Origin of the sequence: Sunxiuqinia dokdonensis, from assembly GCF_001270965.1 — a bacterium.
In the GTDB taxonomy this organism is placed as follows: Bacteria; Bacteroidota; Bacteroidia; order Bacteroidales; family Prolixibacteraceae; genus Sunxiuqinia; species Sunxiuqinia dokdonensis.
In genome coordinates this window covers 1-21,599 of the sequence record NZ_LGIA01000153.1, presented here as the reverse complement: position 1 = coordinate 21,599, position 21,599 = coordinate 1, and the positions used below count along the sequence as shown (strand labels likewise).

Below are 21,599 nucleotides of genomic sequence, written 5' to 3'. Positions count from 1 at the left end.
ACTCCTAATGAATCGTAATGTCGTGCGCTTCGCCGGCACCTCTTGGAAAGCGAATGTTCTCCGTTAATTCCTGCACTTCCTCGGGCGCTGGCCTGGTTAAACGCGAAACCGCAATAGAAACCACAAAATTAAACAGCATTCCTAAAGTGCCGATTCCTTCGGGCGAAATACCAAACCAAAATCCTTCGGGGGTTCCCGGCCCGTTCAATTGTGGCGTAAAATAAAAAATGTAGGAAGCCGTAAACACGATGCCCACAATCATCCCGGAAATGGCTCCTTCGCGGTTCATTCGCTTATCAAAGATGCCAAGCACAATGGCTGGGAAGAAAGAAGATGCTGCCAGGCCAAAAGCCAAGGCCACCACCTGCGCAACAAAACCCGGCGGGTGCATCCCCGCAATTCCAGCTGCTACCACCGCAACCGCGATGCTGATTCGCGCAGCCCATAATTCGCCGTGTTCCGAGATGTCTGGCTTCAGATATTTCTTTAACAAATCGTGGGAAATAGAAGTGGAGATCACCAACAAAAGGCCAGCAGCCGTAGAAAGTGCAGCAGCCAGTCCGCCGGCAACAACCAAGGCAATCACCCATGCTGGCAGATTGGCTATCTCAGGATTAGCCAGCACAATAATATCCTGATCTATCGTCAATTCGTTTTGGTTGGCATCAGCCAGGTACTGAATTTTTCCATCAGCATTCTTATCTGTAAACGAAAGCAGCCCGGTATGCTCCCAATTCGAGAACCACTGCGGAACTTCTGCATACGGTTTTTCCGAAACTGTATTGATCAGATTGGTTCGGGCAAAGACTGCTACCGCGGGAGCCGTGGTGTACAGCAAGGCAATAAAAAGCAAAGCCCAGCCAGCCGAAACACGTGCATCTTTTACCCTTGGCACTGTAAAAAAACGAACGATAACATGCGGTAAACCAGCCGTTCCAAACATTAAAGCAGCCGTGATGAAAGCCATATTCAGCAGATTCTCCTGCTTAACAGCTGTATATTCAGCAAAACCCAAATCAACAGAAAGCTGATTTAATTTGTCAAGTAAAAAAGCTCCATCCATCGTTTTACCGCCAAAGCCCAACTGCGGAACCGGGTTTCCGGTCATTTGAAGTGAAATAAAAATAGCAGGCACCGTAAAAGCAAAAATCAACACGCAATATTGTGCCACCTGCGTATAGGTAATCCCTTTCATTCCACCGAGAACCGCGTAAAAAAACACGATACCAATGCCAATCAGAACGCCCGTTTCAAAGGGAATATTCAAAAATCGTGCGAAGGCGACCCCCACTCCTTTCATTTGTCCAACCACATAAGTAAACGAAACAAACAGGGCACAAATAAGGGCTACCAGCCGTGCGTTTCGCGAATAGTAACGTTCGCCAATAAAATCGGGAACCGTATATTTTCCGAACTTCCGCAGGTAAGGTGCCAGCAACAAGGCTAACAAAACATAGCCACCCGTCCAGCCCATTAGATATTGAGCGCCCCCGTAGCCCATAAATGAGATGAGACCAGCCATCGAAAGAAAAGAAGCTGCCGACATCCAATCGGCAGCAGTTGCCATGCCATTCACCACCGGATGAACGCCACCGCCGGCAACATAAAACTCTTGTGTTGAGCCGGCCCGCGACCAGGCTGCAACTCCAATATAAACCAAAAAGGTAAATGCGACCAATACGTAGGTCCAGATTTGAGCATCCATAAATTTCTATTTAGTCAGATTTCATCCACTTCAAATTCTTTGTCCAGCCGGTTCATTAGAAAAACATACACAAAAATCAGGATCACAAAAACGTAGATTGATCCCTGGTGTGCAAACCAAAATCCCAAAGGAAAGCCGGCCAGCCGGAACTGGTTCAACGCATCGGCCCATAAAATTCCGGCGCCAAATGAAACCAAAAGCCAAATAAAAAGAAGGATGGACAGGTAAGTCAGATTTTTCTTCCAATACAATTTCTTGTCTTTATAAATCATGCTATTTAGATTATATCTAAATAGACACAATTAAGACTAAAATATCCGTAATTGCAAATACATTTTTACACGTAACCTATGTTTTTGAAGCATAGCCACAAACACCAAGAGAAAATAAAGCTAACAACACACTCATTATCAATCAGATAAAATCTAAACAGGTTCATCTGCTTGATATTTTTTAAATTACTGGTACGGGTTTTGTCATTTGGCTTAGCAAGAAATCAGTCATTTAATACTTACTGTCATGAAAAAATTAATCATCATATCCATTCTCGCACTGCTGACCGCAGCTACGAGCACCTCCCAGGCAAAAAATTACCCGGATGAATATCTGGGACTCCCGGGAGACAACTTCAACCTCTACGCCACTATGAAACTGTTTCAGGAATCAGAAACGCTCGAAGATTTTGAACGAAGCCTGAATGATGAAAATTCTTACATCAACAACCTCGACCTGAATGGTGACAACTTGGTAGATTATATCATGGTAGTCGACTATGTTGATGGAAATGTACACACCATTGTTTTACGGACGGCACTCAACCAACATGAGACACAAGATATTGCGGTTTTTACTGTTGAGCGCTACAGCAACGGATCGGTACGTGTACAGCTTATTGGTGACGAAATGCTATATGGCAGAAACTACATCGTTGAACCGGTATATGCCGACAGCATGGAAACTCCGAATCCCGCCTACATCGGCAATTCGGGCAACAACGGAAGACCAAGCGTAGTTGCAGTGACAACCTATGAGGTAGCAGCCTGGCCCGTCATCCGGTTTATATACAGACCGGGCTACGTTCGCTGGTATTCGTCCTGGCACTGGGGATATTATCCATCGTACTGGAATCCGTGGCGACCATTGTATTACCACACTTACTATGGATACCATTCTCACTTTCATCACCATTATTACACGCATTACCGTCATTGGAATCATCATCGTTACCATCGATACAACGACCATTATTACTCCAACATCCGAACTTACTCACCGAGGGTGACAACGAGAATAAAAGAAGGAAACTACAAGAAAACCTACTCACGGCCCGACCTGAGAAGAAAAGGGGAAGTGCTTTACACGCGATCAACGCGAAACAATACGAACTCGCGCAGCAGCTATTCCGGAAGAAGAAACGACAGCAGAAATTCGTCGACTGTCAAAAACAGCTCGATCAACAGAAACGATTCCAGCTCTGAAAGACGGTCGGTTTCAAACTCATCGAACCGAACAAGGACAAACCAAGCGGTCGGTCGGTCAACGGAAAACGCACGGAAGTCAACGACCATTCAACCCAAAAGGTCGGTGAGCAGTCCAGCTTCGGTAAAAGGAACAAGCGTAAACCGCAGGACAAACACAACCAATGCTCCCGCACGCGTCAACTCAAATTCTTCAAGCAGAAAAAGCAGTGCGGTGAGTCCAAAGTCGACTACGGTTACCAAAAGCAGAACAATAAAATCGTCAGCTCCGAAGCAGAGCAGTCCGAAGGTTCAAAGGTCATCAACCCGCGCCCCTAAAACCAAATCGGCTACAAGATCGGTGAGTTCAAAAAGTTCGTCCAGATCAACAAGATCGGCAGTAAGCACAGGCAGTTCGAGCAGCCGAAGCTCTGGCGCATCGAGCCGAAGCAGCAGCTCAAGGAGTTCGTCCAACGGAAGCCCCTCGCGCCGCTAATTTGACAAGCACCGCGTAACACGCAAAACCTGGGCAAACAAAAATCAGCAAGCAAAAAATACGGCTTGCTGATTTTGCATGTCGCCCCATCGGGAACAACAGCAGGCAGCTGCTACGAAAAAGCGCTTAAAAGCCAAGGCCGATATGGATCCCTAGCGAAGCATGAGATTCCTCCTTGTCGAAACCAAAGCCAAGCATGGGTCCCAGGTGAAACGATCCGACCGTGAATTCATAGATCATTTCAACATGGCCCGACATCGATGTGTGAGATTCTCCATCTTCATCAGCCAAGGTAATTCCCGGGCCACCAACGATGGACAACCGGGGCAGAATTTCATAATTTAGCAAGGCGGAAACGGTATTGTGCGTGTGCTCATCCAAAATTGATTCGAAACCCAAGCCGATGGAAACCGGGCTGTGTTGGGTCAATCGGTACAAATAATGAAGGTGAACAACCGGCGCATATTCCTTTTCAGCAAACAAACTCCCCGCTCCCAAACCCAGGCCAAGATGATGACGATGAAGATCATGGCTGTGGTCGTGGTCATGATCGTGATCATGATCTTGAGCAAAGGAAAAACTAAACAGCAACAAAAACAGGGCAAGTAATGGAAGTTTCATTTTGGTCTTCAATTATAATACTGGGTTTACAACAAGGCATAGCCAGGAAAGGTTGAAACAAAAAACCCGGATAAATCCGGGCTTTTTCCTTTTATATTGTATTTGGGGTGATTAATCGGGGAAATAACCACGAATAATGCCCCGCTTGGAATCTTTAACAAACATCAAAATCTCGTCGCGCTCCGGCGTTGCCGACATCTCTGCTTCAATAATCTCAACAGCCTGCGAAATATTCAAACCTTTTTGATAGATGTAGCGATAAATTTCCTGCACTTCGCGAATCTTGTCGTTGTTGTAACTACGTCTTCTCAATCCAATTGAGTTGATTCCGACATACGAAAGTGGTTCACGGCCGGCCTTGATGAATGGAGGTACATCTTTTCGAACCAAAGAGCCGCCGGAAATCATAACATGCGAACCGATATGGCAAAACTGATGAATGGCCGACATGCCACCAATAATGGCCCAGTCGTCAACAATGACTTCGCCGGCCAACTGGGTGCTGTTCACCAAAATAACGTTGCTTCCCACAATACAATCGTGGGCAATATGTACATAGGCCATAATCAAGCAGTTGCTTCCAACCACTGTTTTTCCTCTGGCCGCGGTACCACGGTTAATGGTTACGCACTCGCGAATGGTGGTATTATCGCCAATTTCCACGGTGCTATATTCACCTTTAAATTTCAAATCCTGAGGGATTGCACCAATCACTGCTCCTGGAAAAATGCGGCAGTTTTTACCAATCCGGGTTCCGGGCATAATGGTCACGTTTGAACCAATACGGGAACCTTCACCGATGATCACATCCTTATCAATGGTAACAAATGGTTCAATAACCACATTGTCTGCGACCTGTGATTCTGAATGTACGTAAGCTAACGGTTGTTTCATGTTCTAATAATTGTTTTCAATAATTTCTTCAAGCCTTTACAATCTGCGCCATAAAATCTCCTTCGGCGACTACTGTATCTCCAACATAACAAAGTCCTTTCATGTTGGCAATTCCTCGTCTGATTGGTGAAGTGAGTTCGATCCGGAACAACAGGGTGTCACCCGGAATCACTTTTTTGCGAAACTTCACATTATCAATACGAATAAAATAAGTCGAATATTTTTCTGTTTTGTCGTGCAAAACGTATAAGCCGCCGCATTGCGCCATGGCTTCTATTAATAATACGCCCGGCATCACCGGCTCTTCGGGGAAGTGTCCCTGAAAAAAGGGTTCATTGACCGTTACATTTTTAACGCCAACAATATAGTTGTCTCTAATTTCGGTGATTTTATCAACCAGCAGAAATGGAAACCGATGGGGCAAAAAAGTTTTAATTTCATTCACGCACATGAGCGGTTCTTGCATTGGATCGTAGTGCGGAATGGCTTTGCAAACTTCGTGTTTCCGGATTTCCTTTTTCAGCAACTTGGCAAATTCCGTATTGGCTTTGTGCCCTGGTTTTGTTGCAATGATTCGTCCTTTAATCCTTCGGCCTGCCAAACTTAAATCGCCAACCACATCAAGCAATTTATGCCGGGCACATTCATTTTCAAATTGCAGGTCGAGATTATTTAAAATCCCTTGTTCCTTCTTCACCTCAATATGCTCGTGGTTGAACAAATCGGCCAGGCGATTCAGTTCATCCTGGCTGATTTCTTTATCCATAATAACAATGGCATTATCCAAATCGCCTCCTTTAACCAAGTTGTTTTTGAGCAGAAACTCCAACTCGCGAACAAAAACAAACGTCCTGCAAGGAGCCACCTGGCTTTTAAAATCATCCAGATTTTCCAACACGGCAAATTGATTATTCAACACGCTGGAGTTGAATGAAATCATTACGTTGAGGTTATAATCCGTATCGGGCAAAGCGATAATCTCCGAACCTGAATCCGGATCTTTGTAAACAATCTTTTCGGTTATTTCAAGGTATTCTCTTTCGGCATCCTGTTCAACCACGCCGGCTTCTGCTATGGCTTCGACAAAAAGTTTTGCGCTTCCATCAAGAATGGGCACCTCTTCGTTGTCGATCTCGATCAAAACATTGTCCAAATCCATTCCCGTAAGAGCCGCCAAGGCATGTTCAATCGTGCTCAATCGTGCTTCACCTTTTCCAATTACGGTTCCGCGCGAGGTGTCAATCACTAAATTGGCGTCTGCCTCTAAAATGGGTTTGTCGTCCAGATCAACCCGTTGAAAAATAAATCCATGATTTTCGGGAGCTGGTTTAAAGGTCATGTTCACCTGTACTCCCGTATGTAATCCTTTGCCGCTCAATGAAAATTCGCGGGCTAAAGTTTTTTGCTTCACTGTCATCTCCAAGTCGATTTCTAAAACTTATTGTTTATTCAATTTCGATTTTAGTTCTGTAACTTCTTTCTGCAAGTCAATCAACTGGTCCCGCATTTGAGGAAGGCGGCGGTAAACCACAAATGACTTCAATGCCTGGTCGTGATCCATTGCCGGTGCTCCAAGTACCGTTTTCCCGGCTTTTATATTATTGGATACTCCAGCCATCGCCCCAATTTTAACATCATCACCAATCGTTAAATGTCCTGCAACACCGACCTGGCCCCCAAACATACAATTCTTACCAATTTTGGTTGAACCGGCAATTCCTGTCAAAGCAGCCATTACTGTATTCTCGCCAACTTCGCAATTATGGGCTACCTGAATCAGGTTATCCAGTTTTGCTCCTTTCCGAATAATGGTTGATCCCATGGTCGAGCAGTCGATGGTGGTATTGGCGCCAATTTCAACATGATCTTCCAAAATAACATTTCCAACTTGTGGAATTTTTTGATACGATCCGTCTGCTCTGGGTGCAAATCCAAAGCCATCGGACCCAATCACGGCACCGGCATGAATAATGCAGTTACTCCCGATCACAGACCCGTCATAAATTTTTGCTCCGGCGTATATTATGGTATTGTCTCCAATGGTGACATCGGAGCCGATAAATACTTGTGGATAGATCTTCACTTTATTTCCAAGGGTAGAATTTTGTCCGAGGTAAGCAAAGGCACCAAAATAGATGTTCTCACCAACAGTTGCCGAGGGGTCGATAAACGAAGGTTGTTCGATACCGCTTTTTAATTGCTTGGCTTGTTCATAAAGATCCAACAACGAAGCAAATGCCTGGTAGGGATCGTCCACCCGAATTAAGGTTGCTTTTATCGCTCGTTCTGGTGTAAAATCATTCTTAACCAATACAATTGAAGCCTCTGTTTCGTAGATGTAACGTTCGTACTTGGGATTGGACAAAAACGCCAGTGTTCCCGGCTTTCCATCTTCAATTTTCGAAACATTATTTACGCTGATATTCTCATCACCTTCAATCGTACCGTGAAGGAACTCAGCGATGTTAAGTGCTTTAAATTCCATATATTTTTTCTTGGCGCGCTGCAAAAATAGGTTTAAATTACTTAATGTCCAATTCTTTCGGATAACACACAAAATATTTCCTTACGGTTTGCAGCAAGCTGGAAAGGTTAACATCTGAAGCTTCATTGATCTCCTGCACCCTGCCGTCTTTCATTAAAATGTTAATTTTATCGCTTCCCGAAGTGTAGGCGAAATTGCTGATGGAGTCATGAATCAGGAAATAGTCCAGCTCACTGCCGTCAAGCCCCCATCGATCTGTAATCCTGTTTTTTAGCCCGGAAATTTCTTCATCCGAAAATGGTGTATTCTGAATTCTGATTCGAAATAGTTTACGATTAATTACAGCGCCTGCAAGATAAGCCAGGATTTTGTCGTCGTGGTACTGCCATTGCTTCATGGCCGAAATTAAGTCGCTGTCATCAAGTTCAACAAACAAGTCAAGCAAACTCTTCTCATTTGCGAAGGTTTGCTCCTTGAAAGATCCCCATGTTATTTTCTGTCCCATAAAAACTTTCAAGGCCGGAGTCGCACACAAATCATGCCCCTGCATTACCAAAGTCTTGGCCCGTTGCAGCACTTTGACCAACATATTTTCGGCCGACAAAACGGTTTTGTGCAAATAAACCTGCCAATACATCAGGCGGCGCGAAATCAAAAACTTTTCAATGGAATAGATTCCTTTGTGCTCAATCACCAAACCATCGTTGCGCACGTTGAGCATTTTGATAATACGATCGGAGCCAATCATCCCCTCGGTCACCCCGGAAAAAAAACTATCACGACGCAAGTAATCCAACCGGTCAACATCCAGCTGACTGGCCACCAACTGGTGAAGAAACCGTTTGGGGTATTCATTTTTAAAAATCTGGATGGCCATCTCCAAGCGCCCGTTAAACTGTCGGTTCAGTTCTTCCATGAGCAGCAAGGAAATCATTTCGTGCGAAATGCCTTCGACCAGCGAATGCTCCAGTGCATGCGAAAAAGGCCCGTGTCCAATATCATGCAGTAAAATGGCGGCAGTTACAGCCTCTGCTTCATCGTCACTGATCTCGACACCCTTCATGATCAAACCCGAGATGGCCAAACGCATTAAATGTACCGCGCCTATGGCGTGTTCAAACCGGGTGTGGTTCACCCCCGGAAAAACGATACTGGAAAGGCCAAGCTGTTTGATTCGGCGTAAACGCTGAAGGAACGGATGCTCAATCAAGTCGTAGATGAATTCGGACTGAATGGTGATGAAGCCAAAAACCGGATCATTAATAATCTTTTTCTTATTTGTTCTCAAGCTGATCGTTGCTTTTTTACACGTGCTACCGGCAAAAATAAGAATTTTTTCATTCCCCGGAAGCCGGCAAGCCTAAGCCGGTTATTTCCAAACAACTCTTAACGGATGACCAGTTAACTTCCACATTTTGTGATTTGAATTCCTTTTGCTAATTTTGCGCTGACAATTGGAAGAAAGACCGTTTGCAGGGGACCCCAAAGTCCCCTGTTTTATTAGTCGAAATTTATGATTGATAAAAACAAAATCAGGCAACTCATTGAAGATAAACTAAGTGAAGACCAGTTTATCGTGTCTTTTGACATCAATCCGGGCAACCAAATCATGGTCACTCTCGACAGCATGCATGGCATCACAATCGACCACTGTGTGGAGATTAGCCGGACGGTTGAAGGAAGTATTGACCGGGAGGAAGATGATTTTGAATTACAAGTGTCATCGTCAGGGCTCGGACAGCCACTGAAAGTGTACCGCCAGTTTGTGAAAAACATCGGGCAGGAAATGGAAGTGGTGCTGGCAAACGGCGAAAAACTGGAAGGTGTACTGAAAACCGCCGACCAGGAAGGATTTGAATTAGAAACAAGCAAACGCGAAAAGGTTGAAGGACATAAGAAAAAGCAACTTATAACAAGCCTCCACCGTATAGCGTTTGACGAAGCGAAAACAGTTAAAAACATTATTAAATTCTAAAACGAGCGCAAGATGGATACGATTAATCTTATCGATACATTTTCTGAATTTAAAGACCTGAAAAACATTGATCGGGTCACGATGATGAGCGTTCTTGAAGACGTTTTCCGTAATGTGTTGGAAAAAACCTACGGAACAGATGAAAACTTCGACATCATTATTAATATCGACAAGGGTGACTTTGAAATTTGGCGCAACCGCGAAGTGGTAGAAGATGCCGACATTGAGGATCCCAACAGACAAATCACACTGTCGGAAGCCAAGAAAATTGACGACGACTATGAAGTCGGTGAAGAAGTGACCGACGAAGTGAAGTTGAAAGACTTTGGACGTCGCGCAATTCTGAATTTACGTCAAAACCTGGCCAGTCGGATTCTGGAGTTGGAAAAAGACCACATCTTCGGTAAATACAAAAGCAAAATTGGCGACATTGTAACCGGCGAAGTTTACCAGGTTTGGAAAAAAGAAATTCTGGTTTTGGATGATGAAGGCAATGAACTGATTCTTCCAAAAACGGAGCAAATTCCTTCAGACTACTTCCGCAAGGGCGACAGCCTAAGAGCAGTGGTTTACAAAGTAGAACTGCGAAACAATAATCCGCTGATCATTCTTTCACGGACATCACCTGTTTTCCTCGAGCGTTTGTTTGAGCTGGAAGTTCCTGAAATTTTTGATGGACTGATCACCATCAAAAAAATCGTTCGTGTTCCGGGCGAAAGAGCCAAAGTGGCTGTTGAATCATACGACGAACGCATTGACCCTGTGGGCGCTTGTGTTGGAATGAAAGGATCACGTATTCACGGCATTGTTCGTGAACTACGAAACGAAAACATTGATGTGATCAACTATTCAGCCAATGTGCAACTGTTTATTCAGCGGGCGTTGAACCCGGCAAAAATAACTTCGATAAAATTACACGAAGACACCAAGCGGGCGGACGTTTTCCTGAAACCCGACGAAGTTTCGCTGGCCATTGGAAAAGGAGGCCTGAACATTCGTTTGGCAAGCCAGTTAACCGGCTACGAAATTGATGTTTACCGTGATATGGCAACGGATGACGAAGATGTCAACCTCGAAGAATTTGCAGACGAAATTGATGCCTGGATTTTGGATCAATTAAAATCAATTGGCTGCGACACCGCTAAAAACGTATTGGGTTTAAGCCGTGCCGATCTGATTAAACGAACAGATCTGGAAGAAGAAACAATTGATCACATATTGAAAATTTTGCGCGCCGAGTTTGAGTAATCAAAAACAAATAACATTAAACTATTGGCATTTAAATAAATTGGATTTAAAATTGCATAGTTTTTCGCGCAAAACTTAAAAAGATAAAAAAATAGATTGGGTATATGGCAATTGGCAAAAAAAGTACGCGACTTAGTAAGGTAGCACGAGAGTTTAATGTGGGAACCAACACCATTGTTGAGTTTCTGCACAAAAAAGGATTTGATATTGATGCAAATCCAAACTCAAAAATTTCAGAAGACGCATATCACATGCTCGAAAAAGAGTATAAAAGTGATATCACGCTGAAAAAAGAGTCTGAAAAAATCAACCTGATGAGTCACCGTAGTAAGAACGAATCCATTTCGCTTGAAAATGCTAATGCGGACACCGAAGAAGACGTTGATCAGGACGATGAAGAAGAGGAAGTGGAAGAAGTTCGGATTAAGGATATGAATCCTCCAAAAAAGGAAACCCCAAAAGCCAAGCCCGAACCAAAACCTCAACCCGAAGAAGAAAAAGAAAAACTGCCCGAGGTTGACCAGCCAAAAGTCTTAGGCAAAATTGACCTGGATAGTATTCAGCCTAAAAAACGCGAGGGAAAACCTACCGTTATTAAAAAAGGTGACCAAAAGCAGGAAGAACCGAAAGCAGCCAAGCCTAAGGAAGAAGAAAAGCAAATTGAAACGCCTAAGGCAGAGGTGAGCAAACCGGTGGAACCTAAACCAGTACCTGAGGAAGAAAAGCCCGCAGAAGTAGAAAAACAAACGGAACCAATCGAAGAAGTTCAGACCAATATTCCCAAAGTTGATGAAGTGAAGGTCGTTGGCCGAATCGATCTCTCCTCAATCAACCAAAAAACACGTCCGACCAAGAAAACAAAAAAACAAAAAGAGGACGAGCGGAAAGAACGCGACAAACAAAAACGTCAGACAAGCCAAGAGCAGGGAAGAGATCGCGACAAAGACATTAAAACCAATGTCGAAAAGCTATCAGGCCCAAATGTTGTTGGCAAAATTGACATCAAGAAAAAGAAACCAGTGGCTTCATCCACTGACACCAGTGCTCAAAACGCGAAGAAAAAGCGCCGACGCATTCAAAAAGATTCCGACTCGCGCATTAACGTGGTCAAACCCGGACAAGGACAACCTCAAGGGCAAGGACAGCGTGGCCGCATGCAGCAGCAGGGCGGTAAGGGAAAACGCAAAATCATTAAAAAAGAGGTTAGCGAGGAAGATGTACAAAAGCAAATTAAGGACACCTTGGCTCGTCTGACTTCCGGAAAGCAAAAATCAAAAGGATCAAAATATCGCCGCGACAAACGGCAAGCAGCGTCCGACAAGGCATCAGCGGCTCACGAAAGAGAAAGCGCAGAACAATACGTTCTGAAAGTAACGGAATTTGTGTCCGTTTCAGAACTGGCCACCATGATGGATGTGAGCGTCACGGAAGTCATTTCTTCCTGTATGAGCCTCGGGCTGTTCGTGTCCATCAACCAACGTCTGGATGCCGAAACCATGTCGATTGTTGCTGAAGAGTTTGGCTATGAGGTCGAATTCGTGAGCGCCGACATTTTGGATGGTGTTGATGATGATGATGAACCGGAACAAGTTCATCCAAGAGCGCCCATTGTTACGGTAATGGGGCACGTTGACCACGGTAAAACATCACTGCTCGACCACATTCGGAGTGCCAACGTTATCGCCGGCGAGGCCGGTGGTATCACCCAGCACATCGGAGCATACCATGTTAGCCTGGCCGATGGTCGAATGATCACCTTCCTCGACACGCCGGGTCACGAAGCATTTACGGCCATGCGTGCCCGTGGTGCGCAGGTTACCGACATCGCCATTATTATTGTAGCTGCCGACGACGACATTATGCCGCAAACCAAAGAGGCCATTAACCACGCGCAAGCTGCTGGTGTGCCGATTGTGTTTGCCATTAACAAAATTGACAAGCCCAACGCTAATCCTGATAAAATAAAAGAAGGCCTGGCCAACCTCAACTTCCTGGTGGAAGAATGGGGCGGTAAATACCAGAGCCAGGATATCTCGGCCAAAAATGGTGTGAATATCGACGAACTGCTCGAAAAAGTATTGCTCGAAGCAGAGATGCTTGAGCTGAAAGGAAATAAAGACCGCCGGGCAACCGGAACAATCGTTGAATCGTCGCTTGACCGCGGACGGGGTTATGTGGCCACCGTACTGGTTCAAAACGGAACCCTGCACCAGGGCGACATCATGTTGGCCGGAAAATACTACGGCCATATCAAAGCCATGTTTAACGAGCGGAACCAGCGCATCGAATCCGCCGGACCTTCCGAGCCGGTCATCATTCTTGGATTGGATGGCGCGCCTCAGGCCGGTGACAAATTTAACGTATTTGAGAACGAACGCGAAGCCCGTCAAATTGCCAACAAACGTGAGCAGCTGGCACGCGAGCAAGGTCTACGGACACAGAAACACATTACGCTGGATGAAATTGGACGCCGGATTGCCATTGGAAACTTCCAGGAATTAAACCTGATTGTGAAAGGTGACGTGGACGGTTCAATCGAAGCATTGTCCGACGCATTGATCAAATTGTCGACCGATGAAATTCAGGTAAATGTGATTCACAAAGCAGTTGGTGCCATTTCCGAATCCGACGTGATGCTGGCAACAGCTTCCGACGCGATTGTGGTTGGATTCCAGGTTCGTCCGAGCATGCAGGCCCGCAAGCTCGCTGAAAAAGAGGAAGTGGATATTCGCCTGTACTCCATCATTTACGATGCGATTAACGAAATCAAGTCGGCCATGGAAGGAATGCTTTCTCCGGAAATCAAGGAAGAAATTCTTGGAACAGCCGAAGTGATGGAAGCATTCAAAATCACCAAGGTCGGAACCATCGCCGGTTGTATTGTGCGTGACGGAAAAATTCACCGGAACAATAAAGTACGGCTCATCCGCGACGGCATTGTGATCTACACCGGAACACTGGGGTCATTGAAACGCTTCAAGGACGATGTGAAAGAAGTACAAAAAGGCTACGAGTGTGGATTGAATATTGACGGATATAATGACGTGAAAGAAGGCGATATGATCGAAGCCTTCCACGAAATTGAAGTCGCCAAGTCACTCTAACGACGCAAAACAAAAATCATCTGATAACGAAAAATCCGGCTCACGAGCCGGATTTTTTCATTTACGGAATTTCCAATTTTTCAACACCCCAGGATATTCAAAGAAGAACGATCAAACGATTACAAAACAATGAGCAATAAAAAAGCAGAAACCCATTTCGGATCTCTGCTCCCTCTTCTTTCCCCTTTTTGCTGCTTCCCTCAAATGAGGCTTCGCAGTATCTTCGACGTTTAATTGTTGATATTTTTCCCCTTTCAATAAAAAAAGGACAGGCAAATTGATTCTTCCGAATACGTCTTAAACAAGCTTCGTCGTTTGCTGAATCACCGACGCCAGCTGATCGGCCTGCATAACCCCGCTGCCGGTCCATTTTCGTTCGCCATGTTGAAAAAGCATCAAGGTTGGAACGCTCCGGATTTGATATTGATTCGCAAGCTCCTGGTTCCGGTCAACATCAATTTTCAAAATTCGTATTCCATCCCCCATCTGTTCTTTCAGCTGCTTGAGAATGGGGGCCATCATTTTACACGGGCCGCACCACTCCGCCGAGAAATCGACCAACACGGGTGTTGCTCCTTGCACAATCTGCTTAAACTTTTCCATCTTCCTCAGGCTTTTCCTTTGTCTTTTTCAAATCGCTGACCAGGAACCCCATCAGTCCGCCATACAGCGAACTGGTATGCCAATTGGATTGAATCGGGCAGGTTCCGGAGTTGCAGCCAATGTAGTGCCAATATAAAAATCCGGCAAACGCTCCAAGTACAGTTCCAACAAGTCGCCATTTATGTTTCAGAAAAAATTCTTTCATAATTCAAGATTTCCAGCAAAGAAAAGGGAAAGTCAGGAGTTATCAAGTGACTTGGGTCACACAAGCCTGGTGTTGATTGATGCTGAAAAATCAGGCTTTGGCATTGATCAAAGCCGAAAAGTCAACTTCGTTCCGACTGAGTTTGACCATGCCCCTTTGCTCCATCTTTTTCAGCAGGCGCGACACGACTTCGCGCGAAGTGTTCAGCTGATACGCAATATCCTGATGTTTGCCGTGAAACAGTTTTTCTCCGGTAGCTTCAAAACGTGACCGGAAAAACCGTTCAAGCCTTTCATCCAGATTCAGAAAAGCAATGGCATCGATGGTTTCCAGCAACTCGTCAAAACGTTTGCGGTATGCGTACATCATAAACGATTTCCACTCCGGGAAACGCATCATCCAGTCATCCAGCAAATCGACCGGAATGCGGACAATCAGGCTGTCTTTCTCGGCAATCGCGTTCACATTGCTTTGCTGCTGCCCCATACAGCAGGTCAGCGCCATGCTGCACACATCGCCGGGATTCAGGAGATACAGCAACAGTTCGCGCCCATCCTTCTCGGTTCGGACAACCCGAAGGCTTCCTTCCAAAATCAGCGGAAACGACTTAATAGTCTGGCCTTCCCGCAGGATTTCATCACCCACCCGAACTTCCTGAATCAAGCCGTGTTGCTCAATTTCGTCGAGTAAATTTTTTCCAAGAAAAGGAAAACGCCGGTTCAATATCAAACGAACTCGTTGCATATCCAAGCAAAAGTAGCAAGGAAAAAGTAAAAAACAGCTTCAAGAATCCAAAACCCGGATTGAATAGCTCACCTGAATCCCCATCAAATCTTGGCGCTTAACGGAATCCGGCGCTTTTAATTCTTAAAGCTGTTTCGCTCCCCTTAGTAATTGGTTGCTTCAATTTCGAAATATTCCTGCTCGTGCTCGCACGACGGACATTTTTTGGGCGGGCGCTTCGACTCGTGCAATAATCCACAAACGCGGCACTTCCACACCACTTTGTCTTCGCGCTCAAACACTTTACCTTCTTCCAGGTTTTGGCACAGCTTGCGGTAGCGTTCTTCGTGGTGTTTTTCAATTTTGGCGATGGCTTTAAAAACTACCGCAATCTGCTTGAAACCCTCTTCTTCGGCTACGCGTGCAAATTCAGGATACAGTTCTGTCCACTCTTCGTTTTCGCCATCGGCCGATGCTTTCAGGTTTTCCATGGTCGTTCCAATCACTCCGGCTGGGTAGCTGGCCGTAATTTCAACCATGCCGCCTTCCAAAAAACGGAAAAAACGTTTGGCATGTGCTTCCTCATTTTCAGCTGTCTCTTCAAAAATAGCGGCAATCTGATGCAATCCTTCCTTTTTGGCTTGCTTGGCAAAAAACTGATAGCGGTTTTTGGCTTGTGATTCGCCAGCAAAAGCTTTCAATAGATTTTTCTCTGTTTGTGTTCCAACAATTGAATTCATTCTGGTCTATTTTAAAAATTAGGAGTTTTGATTTTTTTGAATGCGGAAGATAATTATTTGTTAGTGATTAGCGGAATGCAGAACCATATTTAGAATGATTCAAAAAAAGGATACCGGGCTTTTCTTTTCCTTAAGTCTTTCATTCGATCCACCCCAGGATTGTATGATTAGTAAAAAATGACGACATTTGCATCCTTATTTAGGATATGATGACGATAGAAAACATACAGCAGGAAATAGTTGCTGAGTTCTCCATTTACGAAGACTGGATGGACAAATACAGCTACCTGATAGAATTGGGAAATGATTTGAAGGATTTGGATCCAAAACAGAAAAACGATCAGCATCTGATTAAAGGCTGCCAGTCGCGGGTGTGGCTGGTTCCGGAATTTAAAGATGGGAAAATTTATTTTGAAGGGGAAAGCGACGCAGTGATTGTCAAGGGACTCGTTGCACTGCTGCTGCGGGTTGTTTCGGGCCGCACACCCGAGGAAATTATGGAAAGCGACTTACACTTTGTAGATGATATTGGTTTAAAACAACACCTGTCGCCAACCCGATCCAATGGATTGGTTGCCATGATCAAACAAATCAAATTATATGCTGTTGCTTATAACAGAATTTCAAGTTAAGGAGGACAAGCCATGGACGCAAGAATTGATTTAATAATAGAGAACTTAAAAGAAGTGTACGACCCGGAAATCCCGGTAAACATATACGATTTGGGCCTGATTTATAACATCGATGTGGATGAAAACAACAAAGCGCATGTAATAATGACCCTGACTGCTCCCGGATGCCCGGTGGCCGACATGTTGGTGGAAGACACCAAACAGGCCGCTTTAACAGCCGAAGGCGTGGAAGATGCCCATGTAGAATTGACTTTTGAACCGCCCTGGGACAAGTCGATGATGAGCGAAGAAGCCCGGCTGGAACTGGGATTCTTTTAAAAGTTACAACGAGATAAATTGAATACCCGGCAAAAACCGGGTATTTTTATATTCGGAAAAATTGGGCAGAACATGGAACAGCAAGAACAGGCGGCAAAAATTAAGGAAAAGGCTTTCGAGTTGGGTTTTCTGGATTGTGGAATTTCCAAAGCCGATTTTCTATCCGAGGAAAAATCCCGCCTCGAGCGCTGGCTCAATCAAGAACTGCATGGCGAAATGGCTTATATGGCTCGAAATGTGGAAATGCGGCTCGATCCGCGCTTGATTTTTGAAGGAGCCAAATCGGTCATTTCGGTGCTGCTCAATTACTATCCCACAGAAAAACAACTGGCTGATGACGCACCGGTTCTGTCGAAATATGCCTATGGAAAGGACTATCATTTTGTATTGAAAGACAAGTTGAATGAACTCCTAAAATTCATTCAGAATGAAATTGAACCATGCAACGGGCGTCCGTTTGTCGATTCCGCACCGGTGCTCGACAAAGCTTGGGCAGCGAAAGCCGGACTAGGCTGGGTGGGCAAACACACCAACCTGATTTCGGTGGAGCATGGCAGCTTCTTTTTTATTGGTGAGTTGATTGTTGACTTGGAGCTGCCCGCCGACAACAAAACGGTGCGCGACCATTGCGGAACCTGCACCCGCTGCATTGACGCCTGCCCCACCCAAGCCATTGTTGCACCCCAGGTGGTGGATGCCCAACGCTGCATTTCGTATCAAACCATTGAACTTAAAGGTGAGCTGGACCAGAGCCTGCAAGGTAAATTTGAGGACCGGGTGTTTGGCTGCGACATTTGCCAGGATGTGTGCCCCTGGAACCTGAAATCGGAACCACACCGGGAACCCGACTTTGAGCCGCACCCTAAATTGATGGCACTCACCCGAAACGAATGGATGGAAATGGACAAACCCCTGTTTAATGAATTGTTTCGCAAGTCCGCCGTCAAGCGAACCAAGTTTGAAGGCTTGAAACGCAACCTGGAGTTTATTGATAGTGCATCCAATTCAGATTAAATATGTCCCGCTTGAAAATAAAAACCATTGGCTTGAAAAAAAGTCTGCTCCTTGATTATTCAATATGAAAATAAACTACATTTGGGGCATCAAAAGATAAATAGGCGGGAGTAGCTCAGTGGTAGAGCATCAGCTTCCCAAGCTGAGGGTCGTGGGTTCGATCCCCATTTCCCGCTCTGATAAACAGTCAGTTGCATTGTAATACATCATTGATTGATTTTCTTTTTTCACCCTAATTATACGAAGATTTACTACGCAATGTAAACCGGAATGTAAACCAGTTTACACTCATGAATGCTTCTATTTCAGTAGTTTGCTACAAATCGAAAACACTTGCTAACGGTGAAAACCCGTTAATGGTTCAAATCTCTAAGAACGGAAAGCGCAAATATCAAAGTTTGGGCGTTTCTGTCAATGCAAAACATTGGGACTTCTCCAAAAACAAACCTAAACCGAATTGTCCTAACGGAGGCTACATTCAAAAGATCATGCTTGACAAAATTACAGAGCTTCAAACGCATATCTTAGAATTAAATGCCTCGCAGAAAGATTTTACACTTACAAACCTTTTGAATGTCAACAAATCAGAAGTAAAAGAAAAAACAGTTGGTGAGTTTTACAGGGAATTGATTCTTCACTACAAACAAACCAACAAAGCAGGCAATAGATTGATTTATAAAGGGTCACATAATTCAATTAAGGAATTTTCAAAAGGTCGGTTGAATATCCTTTTTGCTGACATTGACATTCAATGGTTGCAGCGTTACGAGAAATGGCTTCGATCTAAAGGAAATAAAGAGACAACCATGAGCCTTTTATTCCGAACACTAAGAAGCGCCTATAATAAAGCCATTGAATCAAAGGCTGCAAATAAAACCAACTATCCTTTTAATGAATTCAAAATCAGTAAATTTGATATCAAAACAAAGAAACGGTCTATCACAAAAGATGACATTCTTAAATTAATGAATTTAGATTTATCGGCTGAAACTGAATCCGTCCGATTTTCGAGAGATGTTTTTATTTTTAGCTATCTATCGGGAGGAATTAATTTCACCGACATAGCCAATTTAAGGTTTGAAAATATAGTGGATAGGAGATTGAAATATATAAGGCAAAAAACGGGAAAGAAAATTGGCCTTATAATTTCACAGACTGCAATTGACTTACTAAAACCTTACCAGCGCTGTGAAAATATTGAGAATTATTTATTCCCAATTCTGGATACTAAAAGGCATAAAACGGCAATTCAAAAACAAAATCGGATTCATAAAATTCTGGTGAGGGTAAATAAAGATTTGAAACGGGTAGCAGAGTTAGCAAAGATTGATTTCAATTTGTCAACGTACGTAGCTCGTCACTCATTTGCCACAGTTTTAAAAAACTCAGGCGTTGATATCGCTTTAATCAGTGAAACATTAGGGCATTCCGATTTAAGTACAACACAGATTTATTTAGATAGCTTCGAGAATGAACAGATAAAAGGGGCAATGGATCATCTGCTTTAAATTTTGGATCATTTTACTAAATCCTATCTCGAAAAATCAGTTGAGATAGGATTTAATTTTTACTTTTGAAAGTGCCATAACGCAAATTAGCTTTCTTAAAGTAAAGGTGCGTTTTAATTGGAAACATTGGCAACGGATTATTTTTGAATCAAAGGCTAATATTGACAAAAAACAAGCTGAAAAAAATCCGTTTCCTTTAAAATGCAGATAGAAAAGTGAATACATTAGAAACAAAGTTTTTGGAGCTTTACGAAGGTGAAAGATTGGTTCATGCTCTTAAACGTGCAGGTTATGAAAATATTCCGTCAAACATTGTGCTTGACAAAACACTCCCTGGAGTGGGCGCAACTCATGCAGAGATTCATGCAAAAAGGCATTCAATAATAATCGAGCCGAATGTTCCAGTGATTAAGGGGAAGGTGAATAAACACAAGGATTTAAACTTATTCGGGGTATTTGATGGAGTTACAGTTGCTAAGGTAAAAAGATACTTAAAGAATAGCTCAGCCCAGTACAAAAAAATACTTACAACTCCCGAAGGTTTTTCAAAAATAAAAGAAGGAGCTAAGCAGCTGAAAATAAATATATTTTTAGACTTTTTCTGTTTGTTTGATGAATGTGAGCGCTTAAATCAGGATGTAGAGTACCGGAAAAATATAACGAATCCTGTGACAGATTTTTTTGATTTTGAAAGCAAAGCCTTTGTTTCTGCCACTCCATTAGCAATTCACCACCCTAAAGTTTACAAACAGAACTTTTATCGACTCAAGATTCGTCCAAAATTTGAATATAAAAAAGATATTACCTTAGTTACTACAAATGATTTTGTTAATGTGCTTTTAGAAAAGTTGGAGTCATTAAAACATAGTCGATGTATCTGCATATTTTATAATTCAACTGCTGGGATTAGTGGGATTATCAACTCATTGAAGATGCAATATAATTTCAAAACCTTCTGTTCTCCCAAAAGTAAAATAAAGCTCGAAAAACTTGGTTATAAAAACATTGAATCGGATTTTGCGGAACCGTTAGAAACTTATAATTTTTTCACTTCCAGATATTTCTCAGCTGTTGACATTGAAATAAAAGTCAAGCCTGACATTATTATACTAACTGATTTAAATCAAGCGGAACATACAATAATTGATCCATATACAGAAGCAATACAAATACAAGGGCGATTCAGAAAGGTTTTTGATGATGGAAGAAACTATAACACGCTAACTCACATCACCAATTTCAAAGGCGACTTAAACGTAAAATCAGACGAAGAACTTGATAAACAAATTGCTCAGTACCGACGGAACCATGAGTTTTTAATGACAGAATTGAAACAAGCTAAAAGCATCCATGCTGAAAAGGCTGTTATGACAGACTTAAAAAAGTTGACTTTTTCCGAATTTTTGAACAAAGATGGTAGTATTAATGAGTTTGCAGTGCATAACATGTACAATGAAGAAAGGGTTCGGAGTTACTACAAAGCCATTGAGTCACTAAAAATAGCTTATGAGGAAACGAACTTTTTTAATGTAAAATTTAATCCACCAGATTTGCGATTTTTCTTGGAGGCTGATAGAATGAAAATCAGAAAATCTGAGGGTGCAAAGAAACGGAGGACTCGAATCTTATCCCTTTTAAAAGACGGAAGTAATATAGCCGAATATCGGAAAATGATTGCTCAAAGTTTCGAGGACGATTTATTTATTGTTGATGCATTTGACACATTTGGTGCCGAATATATTGAAAAGCTTGATTACAGTAAAGCAAAAATTGAAAAAGCTTTACAAAAGTCAGAAAGTGAGAAAAAGAGATTTTGCGCACCCATCTTATTAGAAATATCGGAAACGTTTACGCTCGGGATAAAACAAGAC

At 43.4% G+C, this 21,599-nt stretch carries 20 protein-coding genes and 1 tRNA gene; 10 read left to right on the top strand and 11 right to left on the bottom strand.

What is annotated here, in order from left to right:
• Window positions 1–4: 4 nt before the first annotated feature.
• Window positions 5–1,705 (bottom strand): sodium:solute symporter family protein, encoded by a 1,701-nt coding sequence (locus NC99_RS11085; RefSeq protein WP_053183629.1) that lies wholly within the window; start codon window positions 1,703–1,705, stop codon window positions 5–7.
• 14 nt (window positions 1,706–1,719) lie between these two features.
• The gene (locus tag NC99_RS11080) at window positions 1,720–1,977 is read right to left on the bottom strand and encodes a DUF4212 domain-containing protein (protein WP_053183627.1); all 258 of its coding nucleotides are present in this window, start codon (window positions 1,975–1,977) and stop codon (window positions 1,720–1,722) included.
• A gap of 247 nt (window positions 1,978–2,224) precedes the next feature.
• On the opposite strand from NC99_RS11080, the gene NC99_RS21900 reads away from it, so the two are divergent.
• Window positions 2,225–3,658 (top strand): hypothetical protein, encoded by a 1,434-nt coding sequence (locus NC99_RS21900; protein WP_157624791.1) that lies wholly within the window; start codon window positions 2,225–2,227, stop codon window positions 3,656–3,658.
• A gap of 126 nt (window positions 3,659–3,784) precedes the next feature.
• Here NC99_RS21900 and NC99_RS11075 read toward each other — a convergent pair whose 3' ends face one another.
• The 5 genes from NC99_RS11075 to NC99_RS11055 form a co-directional block, all read right to left on the bottom strand.
• Window positions 3,785–4,279, bottom strand: a complete 495-nt coding sequence (locus NC99_RS11075) for a hypothetical protein (RefSeq protein WP_053183625.1) — start codon at window positions 4,277–4,279, stop codon at window positions 3,785–3,787.
• Window positions 4,280–4,390: 111 nt separating this feature from the next.
• Window positions 4,391–5,173: an acyl-ACP--UDP-N-acetylglucosamine O-acyltransferase gene (gene lpxA, locus NC99_RS11070; RefSeq protein WP_053183623.1), complete on the bottom strand. Its 783-nt coding sequence runs from the start codon at window positions 5,171–5,173 to the stop codon at window positions 4,391–4,393.
• A 28-nt stretch (window positions 5,174–5,201) separates the two neighbouring features.
• A complete protein-coding gene (locus NC99_RS11065; protein ID WP_053183621.1) occupies window positions 5,202–6,590 on the bottom strand; it encodes a bifunctional UDP-3-O-[3-hydroxymyristoyl] N-acetylglucosamine deacetylase/3-hydroxyacyl-ACP dehydratase in 1,389 nt (462 codons plus the stop codon).
• Between the two features lie 21 nt (window positions 6,591–6,611).
• Window positions 6,612–7,658, bottom strand: a complete 1,047-nt coding sequence (lpxD, locus tag NC99_RS11060) for a UDP-3-O-(3-hydroxymyristoyl)glucosamine N-acyltransferase (RefSeq protein ID WP_053183619.1) — start codon at window positions 7,656–7,658, stop codon at window positions 6,612–6,614.
• 37 nt (window positions 7,659–7,695) lie between these two features.
• Window positions 7,696–8,946, bottom strand: a complete 1,251-nt coding sequence (locus NC99_RS11055; protein ID WP_053183617.1) for an HD domain-containing protein — start codon at window positions 8,944–8,946, stop codon at window positions 7,696–7,698.
• Window positions 8,947–9,171: 225 nt separating this feature from the next.
• On the opposite strand from NC99_RS11055, the gene rimP reads away from it, so the two are divergent.
• From rimP to infB, 3 genes are all read left to right on the top strand, one after another.
• On the top strand, window positions 9,172–9,633 hold the full coding sequence (gene rimP / locus NC99_RS11050) for a ribosome assembly cofactor RimP (RefSeq protein ID WP_053183615.1): 462 nt from the start codon (window positions 9,172–9,174) through the stop codon (window positions 9,631–9,633).
• A 12-nt stretch (window positions 9,634–9,645) separates the two neighbouring features.
• Complete coding sequence (gene nusA / locus NC99_RS11045) at window positions 9,646–10,881, top strand: transcription termination factor NusA (RefSeq protein ID WP_053183612.1); 1,236 nt, start codon at window positions 9,646–9,648, stop codon at window positions 10,879–10,881.
• 104 nt (window positions 10,882–10,985) lie between these two features.
• On the top strand, window positions 10,986–13,985 hold the full coding sequence (gene infB, locus NC99_RS11040) for a translation initiation factor IF-2 (RefSeq protein ID WP_053183610.1): 3,000 nt from the start codon (window positions 10,986–10,988) through the stop codon (window positions 13,983–13,985).
• A 297-nt stretch (window positions 13,986–14,282) separates the two neighbouring features.
• On the opposite strand, the gene trxA is transcribed toward infB, so the two are convergent.
• From trxA to rbr, 4 genes are all read right to left on the bottom strand, one after another.
• The gene (gene trxA, locus NC99_RS11035) at window positions 14,283–14,588 is read right to left on the bottom strand and encodes a thioredoxin (protein ID WP_053183608.1); all 306 of its coding nucleotides are present in this window, start codon (window positions 14,586–14,588) and stop codon (window positions 14,283–14,285) included.
• Entirely contained in the window at window positions 14,575–14,793 is a 219-nt protein-coding gene (locus tag NC99_RS11030; RefSeq protein WP_053183607.1) for a DUF6132 family protein, read from the bottom strand. The genes trxA and NC99_RS11030 overlap by 14 nt, the downstream gene beginning before the upstream one ends.
• A gap of 90 nt (window positions 14,794–14,883) precedes the next feature.
• Window positions 14,884–15,537: a Crp/Fnr family transcriptional regulator gene (locus tag NC99_RS11025; protein WP_053183605.1), complete on the bottom strand. Its 654-nt coding sequence runs from the start codon at window positions 15,535–15,537 to the stop codon at window positions 14,884–14,886.
• A 143-nt stretch (window positions 15,538–15,680) separates the two neighbouring features.
• Window positions 15,681–16,256, bottom strand: coding sequence for a rubrerythrin (gene rbr / locus NC99_RS11020; protein ID WP_053183603.1), 576 nt, complete (start codon window positions 16,254–16,256; stop codon window positions 15,681–15,683).
• Between the two features lie 206 nt (window positions 16,257–16,462).
• Between rbr and NC99_RS11015 the strand changes: the two genes are divergently transcribed.
• The 6 genes from NC99_RS11015 to NC99_RS10990 all read left to right on the top strand — a co-directional run.
• Window positions 16,463–16,888, top strand: coding sequence for a SufE family protein (locus NC99_RS11015; protein ID WP_239684441.1), 426 nt, complete (start codon window positions 16,463–16,465; stop codon window positions 16,886–16,888).
• Window positions 16,889–16,900: 12 nt separating this feature from the next.
• Window positions 16,901–17,206 carry an iron-sulfur cluster assembly protein gene (locus tag NC99_RS11010; protein ID WP_053183601.1) on the top strand — a complete coding sequence of 102 codons (306 nt, stop codon included), beginning with the start codon at window positions 16,901–16,903 and terminating at the stop codon, window positions 17,204–17,206.
• Window positions 17,207–17,278: 72 nt separating this feature from the next.
• On the top strand, window positions 17,279–18,220 hold the full coding sequence (gene queG / locus NC99_RS11005) for a tRNA epoxyqueuosine(34) reductase QueG (RefSeq protein ID WP_053183702.1): 942 nt from the start codon (window positions 17,279–17,281) through the stop codon (window positions 18,218–18,220).
• Between the two features lie 104 nt (window positions 18,221–18,324).
• Window positions 18,325–18,396, top strand: a tRNA-Gly gene (locus NC99_RS11000).
• 114 nt (window positions 18,397–18,510) lie between these two features.
• Window positions 18,511–19,728 carry a site-specific integrase gene (locus NC99_RS10995; RefSeq protein ID WP_053183599.1) on the top strand — a complete coding sequence of 406 codons (1,218 nt, stop codon included), beginning with the start codon at window positions 18,511–18,513 and terminating at the stop codon, window positions 19,726–19,728.
• 215 nt (window positions 19,729–19,943) lie between these two features.
• A partial coding sequence (locus NC99_RS10990) for a hypothetical protein (RefSeq protein ID WP_053183597.1) occupies window positions 19,944–21,599 on the top strand: 1,656 nt, incomplete at its 3' end.

Bases quoted from the DNA above. Each gene is read 5' to 3' on its own strand.
- NC99_RS11085 (WP_053183629.1), bottom strand. From the start codon at position 1,705: ATGGATGCTCAAATCTGGACCTACGTATTGGTCGCATTTACCTTTTTG.
- NC99_RS11080 (WP_053183627.1), bottom strand. From the start codon at position 1,977: ATGATTTATAAAGACAAGAAATTGTATTGGAAGAAAAATCTGACTTAC.
- NC99_RS21900 (WP_157624791.1), top strand. From the start codon at position 2,225: ATGAAAAAATTAATCATCATATCCATTCTCGCACTGCTGACCGCAGCT.
- NC99_RS11075 (WP_053183625.1), bottom strand. From the start codon at position 4,279: ATGAAACTTCCATTACTTGCCCTGTTTTTGTTGCTGTTTAGTTTTTCC.
- lpxA (WP_053183623.1), bottom strand. From the start codon at position 5,173: ATGAAACAACCGTTAGCTTACGTACATTCAGAATCACAGGTCGCAGAC.
- NC99_RS11065 (WP_053183621.1), bottom strand. From the start codon at position 6,590: ATGACAGTGAAGCAAAAAACTTTAGCCCGCGAATTTTCATTGAGCGGC.
- lpxD (WP_053183619.1), bottom strand. From the start codon at position 7,658: ATGGAATTTAAAGCACTTAACATCGCTGAGTTCCTTCACGGTACGATT.
- rimP (WP_053183615.1), top strand. From the start codon at position 9,172: ATGATTGATAAAAACAAAATCAGGCAACTCATTGAAGATAAACTAAGT.
- nusA (WP_053183612.1), top strand. From the start codon at position 9,646: ATGGATACGATTAATCTTATCGATACATTTTCTGAATTTAAAGACCTG.
- infB (WP_053183610.1), top strand. From the start codon at position 10,986: ATGGCAATTGGCAAAAAAAGTACGCGACTTAGTAAGGTAGCACGAGAG.
- trxA (WP_053183608.1), bottom strand. From the start codon at position 14,588: ATGGAAAAGTTTAAGCAGATTGTGCAAGGAGCAACACCCGTGTTGGTC.
- NC99_RS11030 (WP_053183607.1), bottom strand. From the start codon at position 14,793: ATGAAAGAATTTTTTCTGAAACATAAATGGCGACTTGTTGGAACTGTA.
- NC99_RS11025 (WP_053183605.1), bottom strand. From the start codon at position 15,537: ATGCAACGAGTTCGTTTGATATTGAACCGGCGTTTTCCTTTTCTTGGA.
- rbr (WP_053183603.1), bottom strand. From the start codon at position 16,256: ATGAATTCAATTGTTGGAACACAAACAGAGAAAAATCTATTGAAAGCT.
- NC99_RS11015 (WP_239684441.1), top strand. From the start codon at position 16,463: ATGATGACGATAGAAAACATACAGCAGGAAATAGTTGCTGAGTTCTCC.
- NC99_RS11010 (WP_053183601.1), top strand. From the start codon at position 16,901: ATGGACGCAAGAATTGATTTAATAATAGAGAACTTAAAAGAAGTGTAC.
- queG (WP_053183702.1), top strand. From the start codon at position 17,279: ATGGAACAGCAAGAACAGGCGGCAAAAATTAAGGAAAAGGCTTTCGAG.
- NC99_RS10995 (WP_053183599.1), top strand. From the start codon at position 18,511: ATGAATGCTTCTATTTCAGTAGTTTGCTACAAATCGAAAACACTTGCT.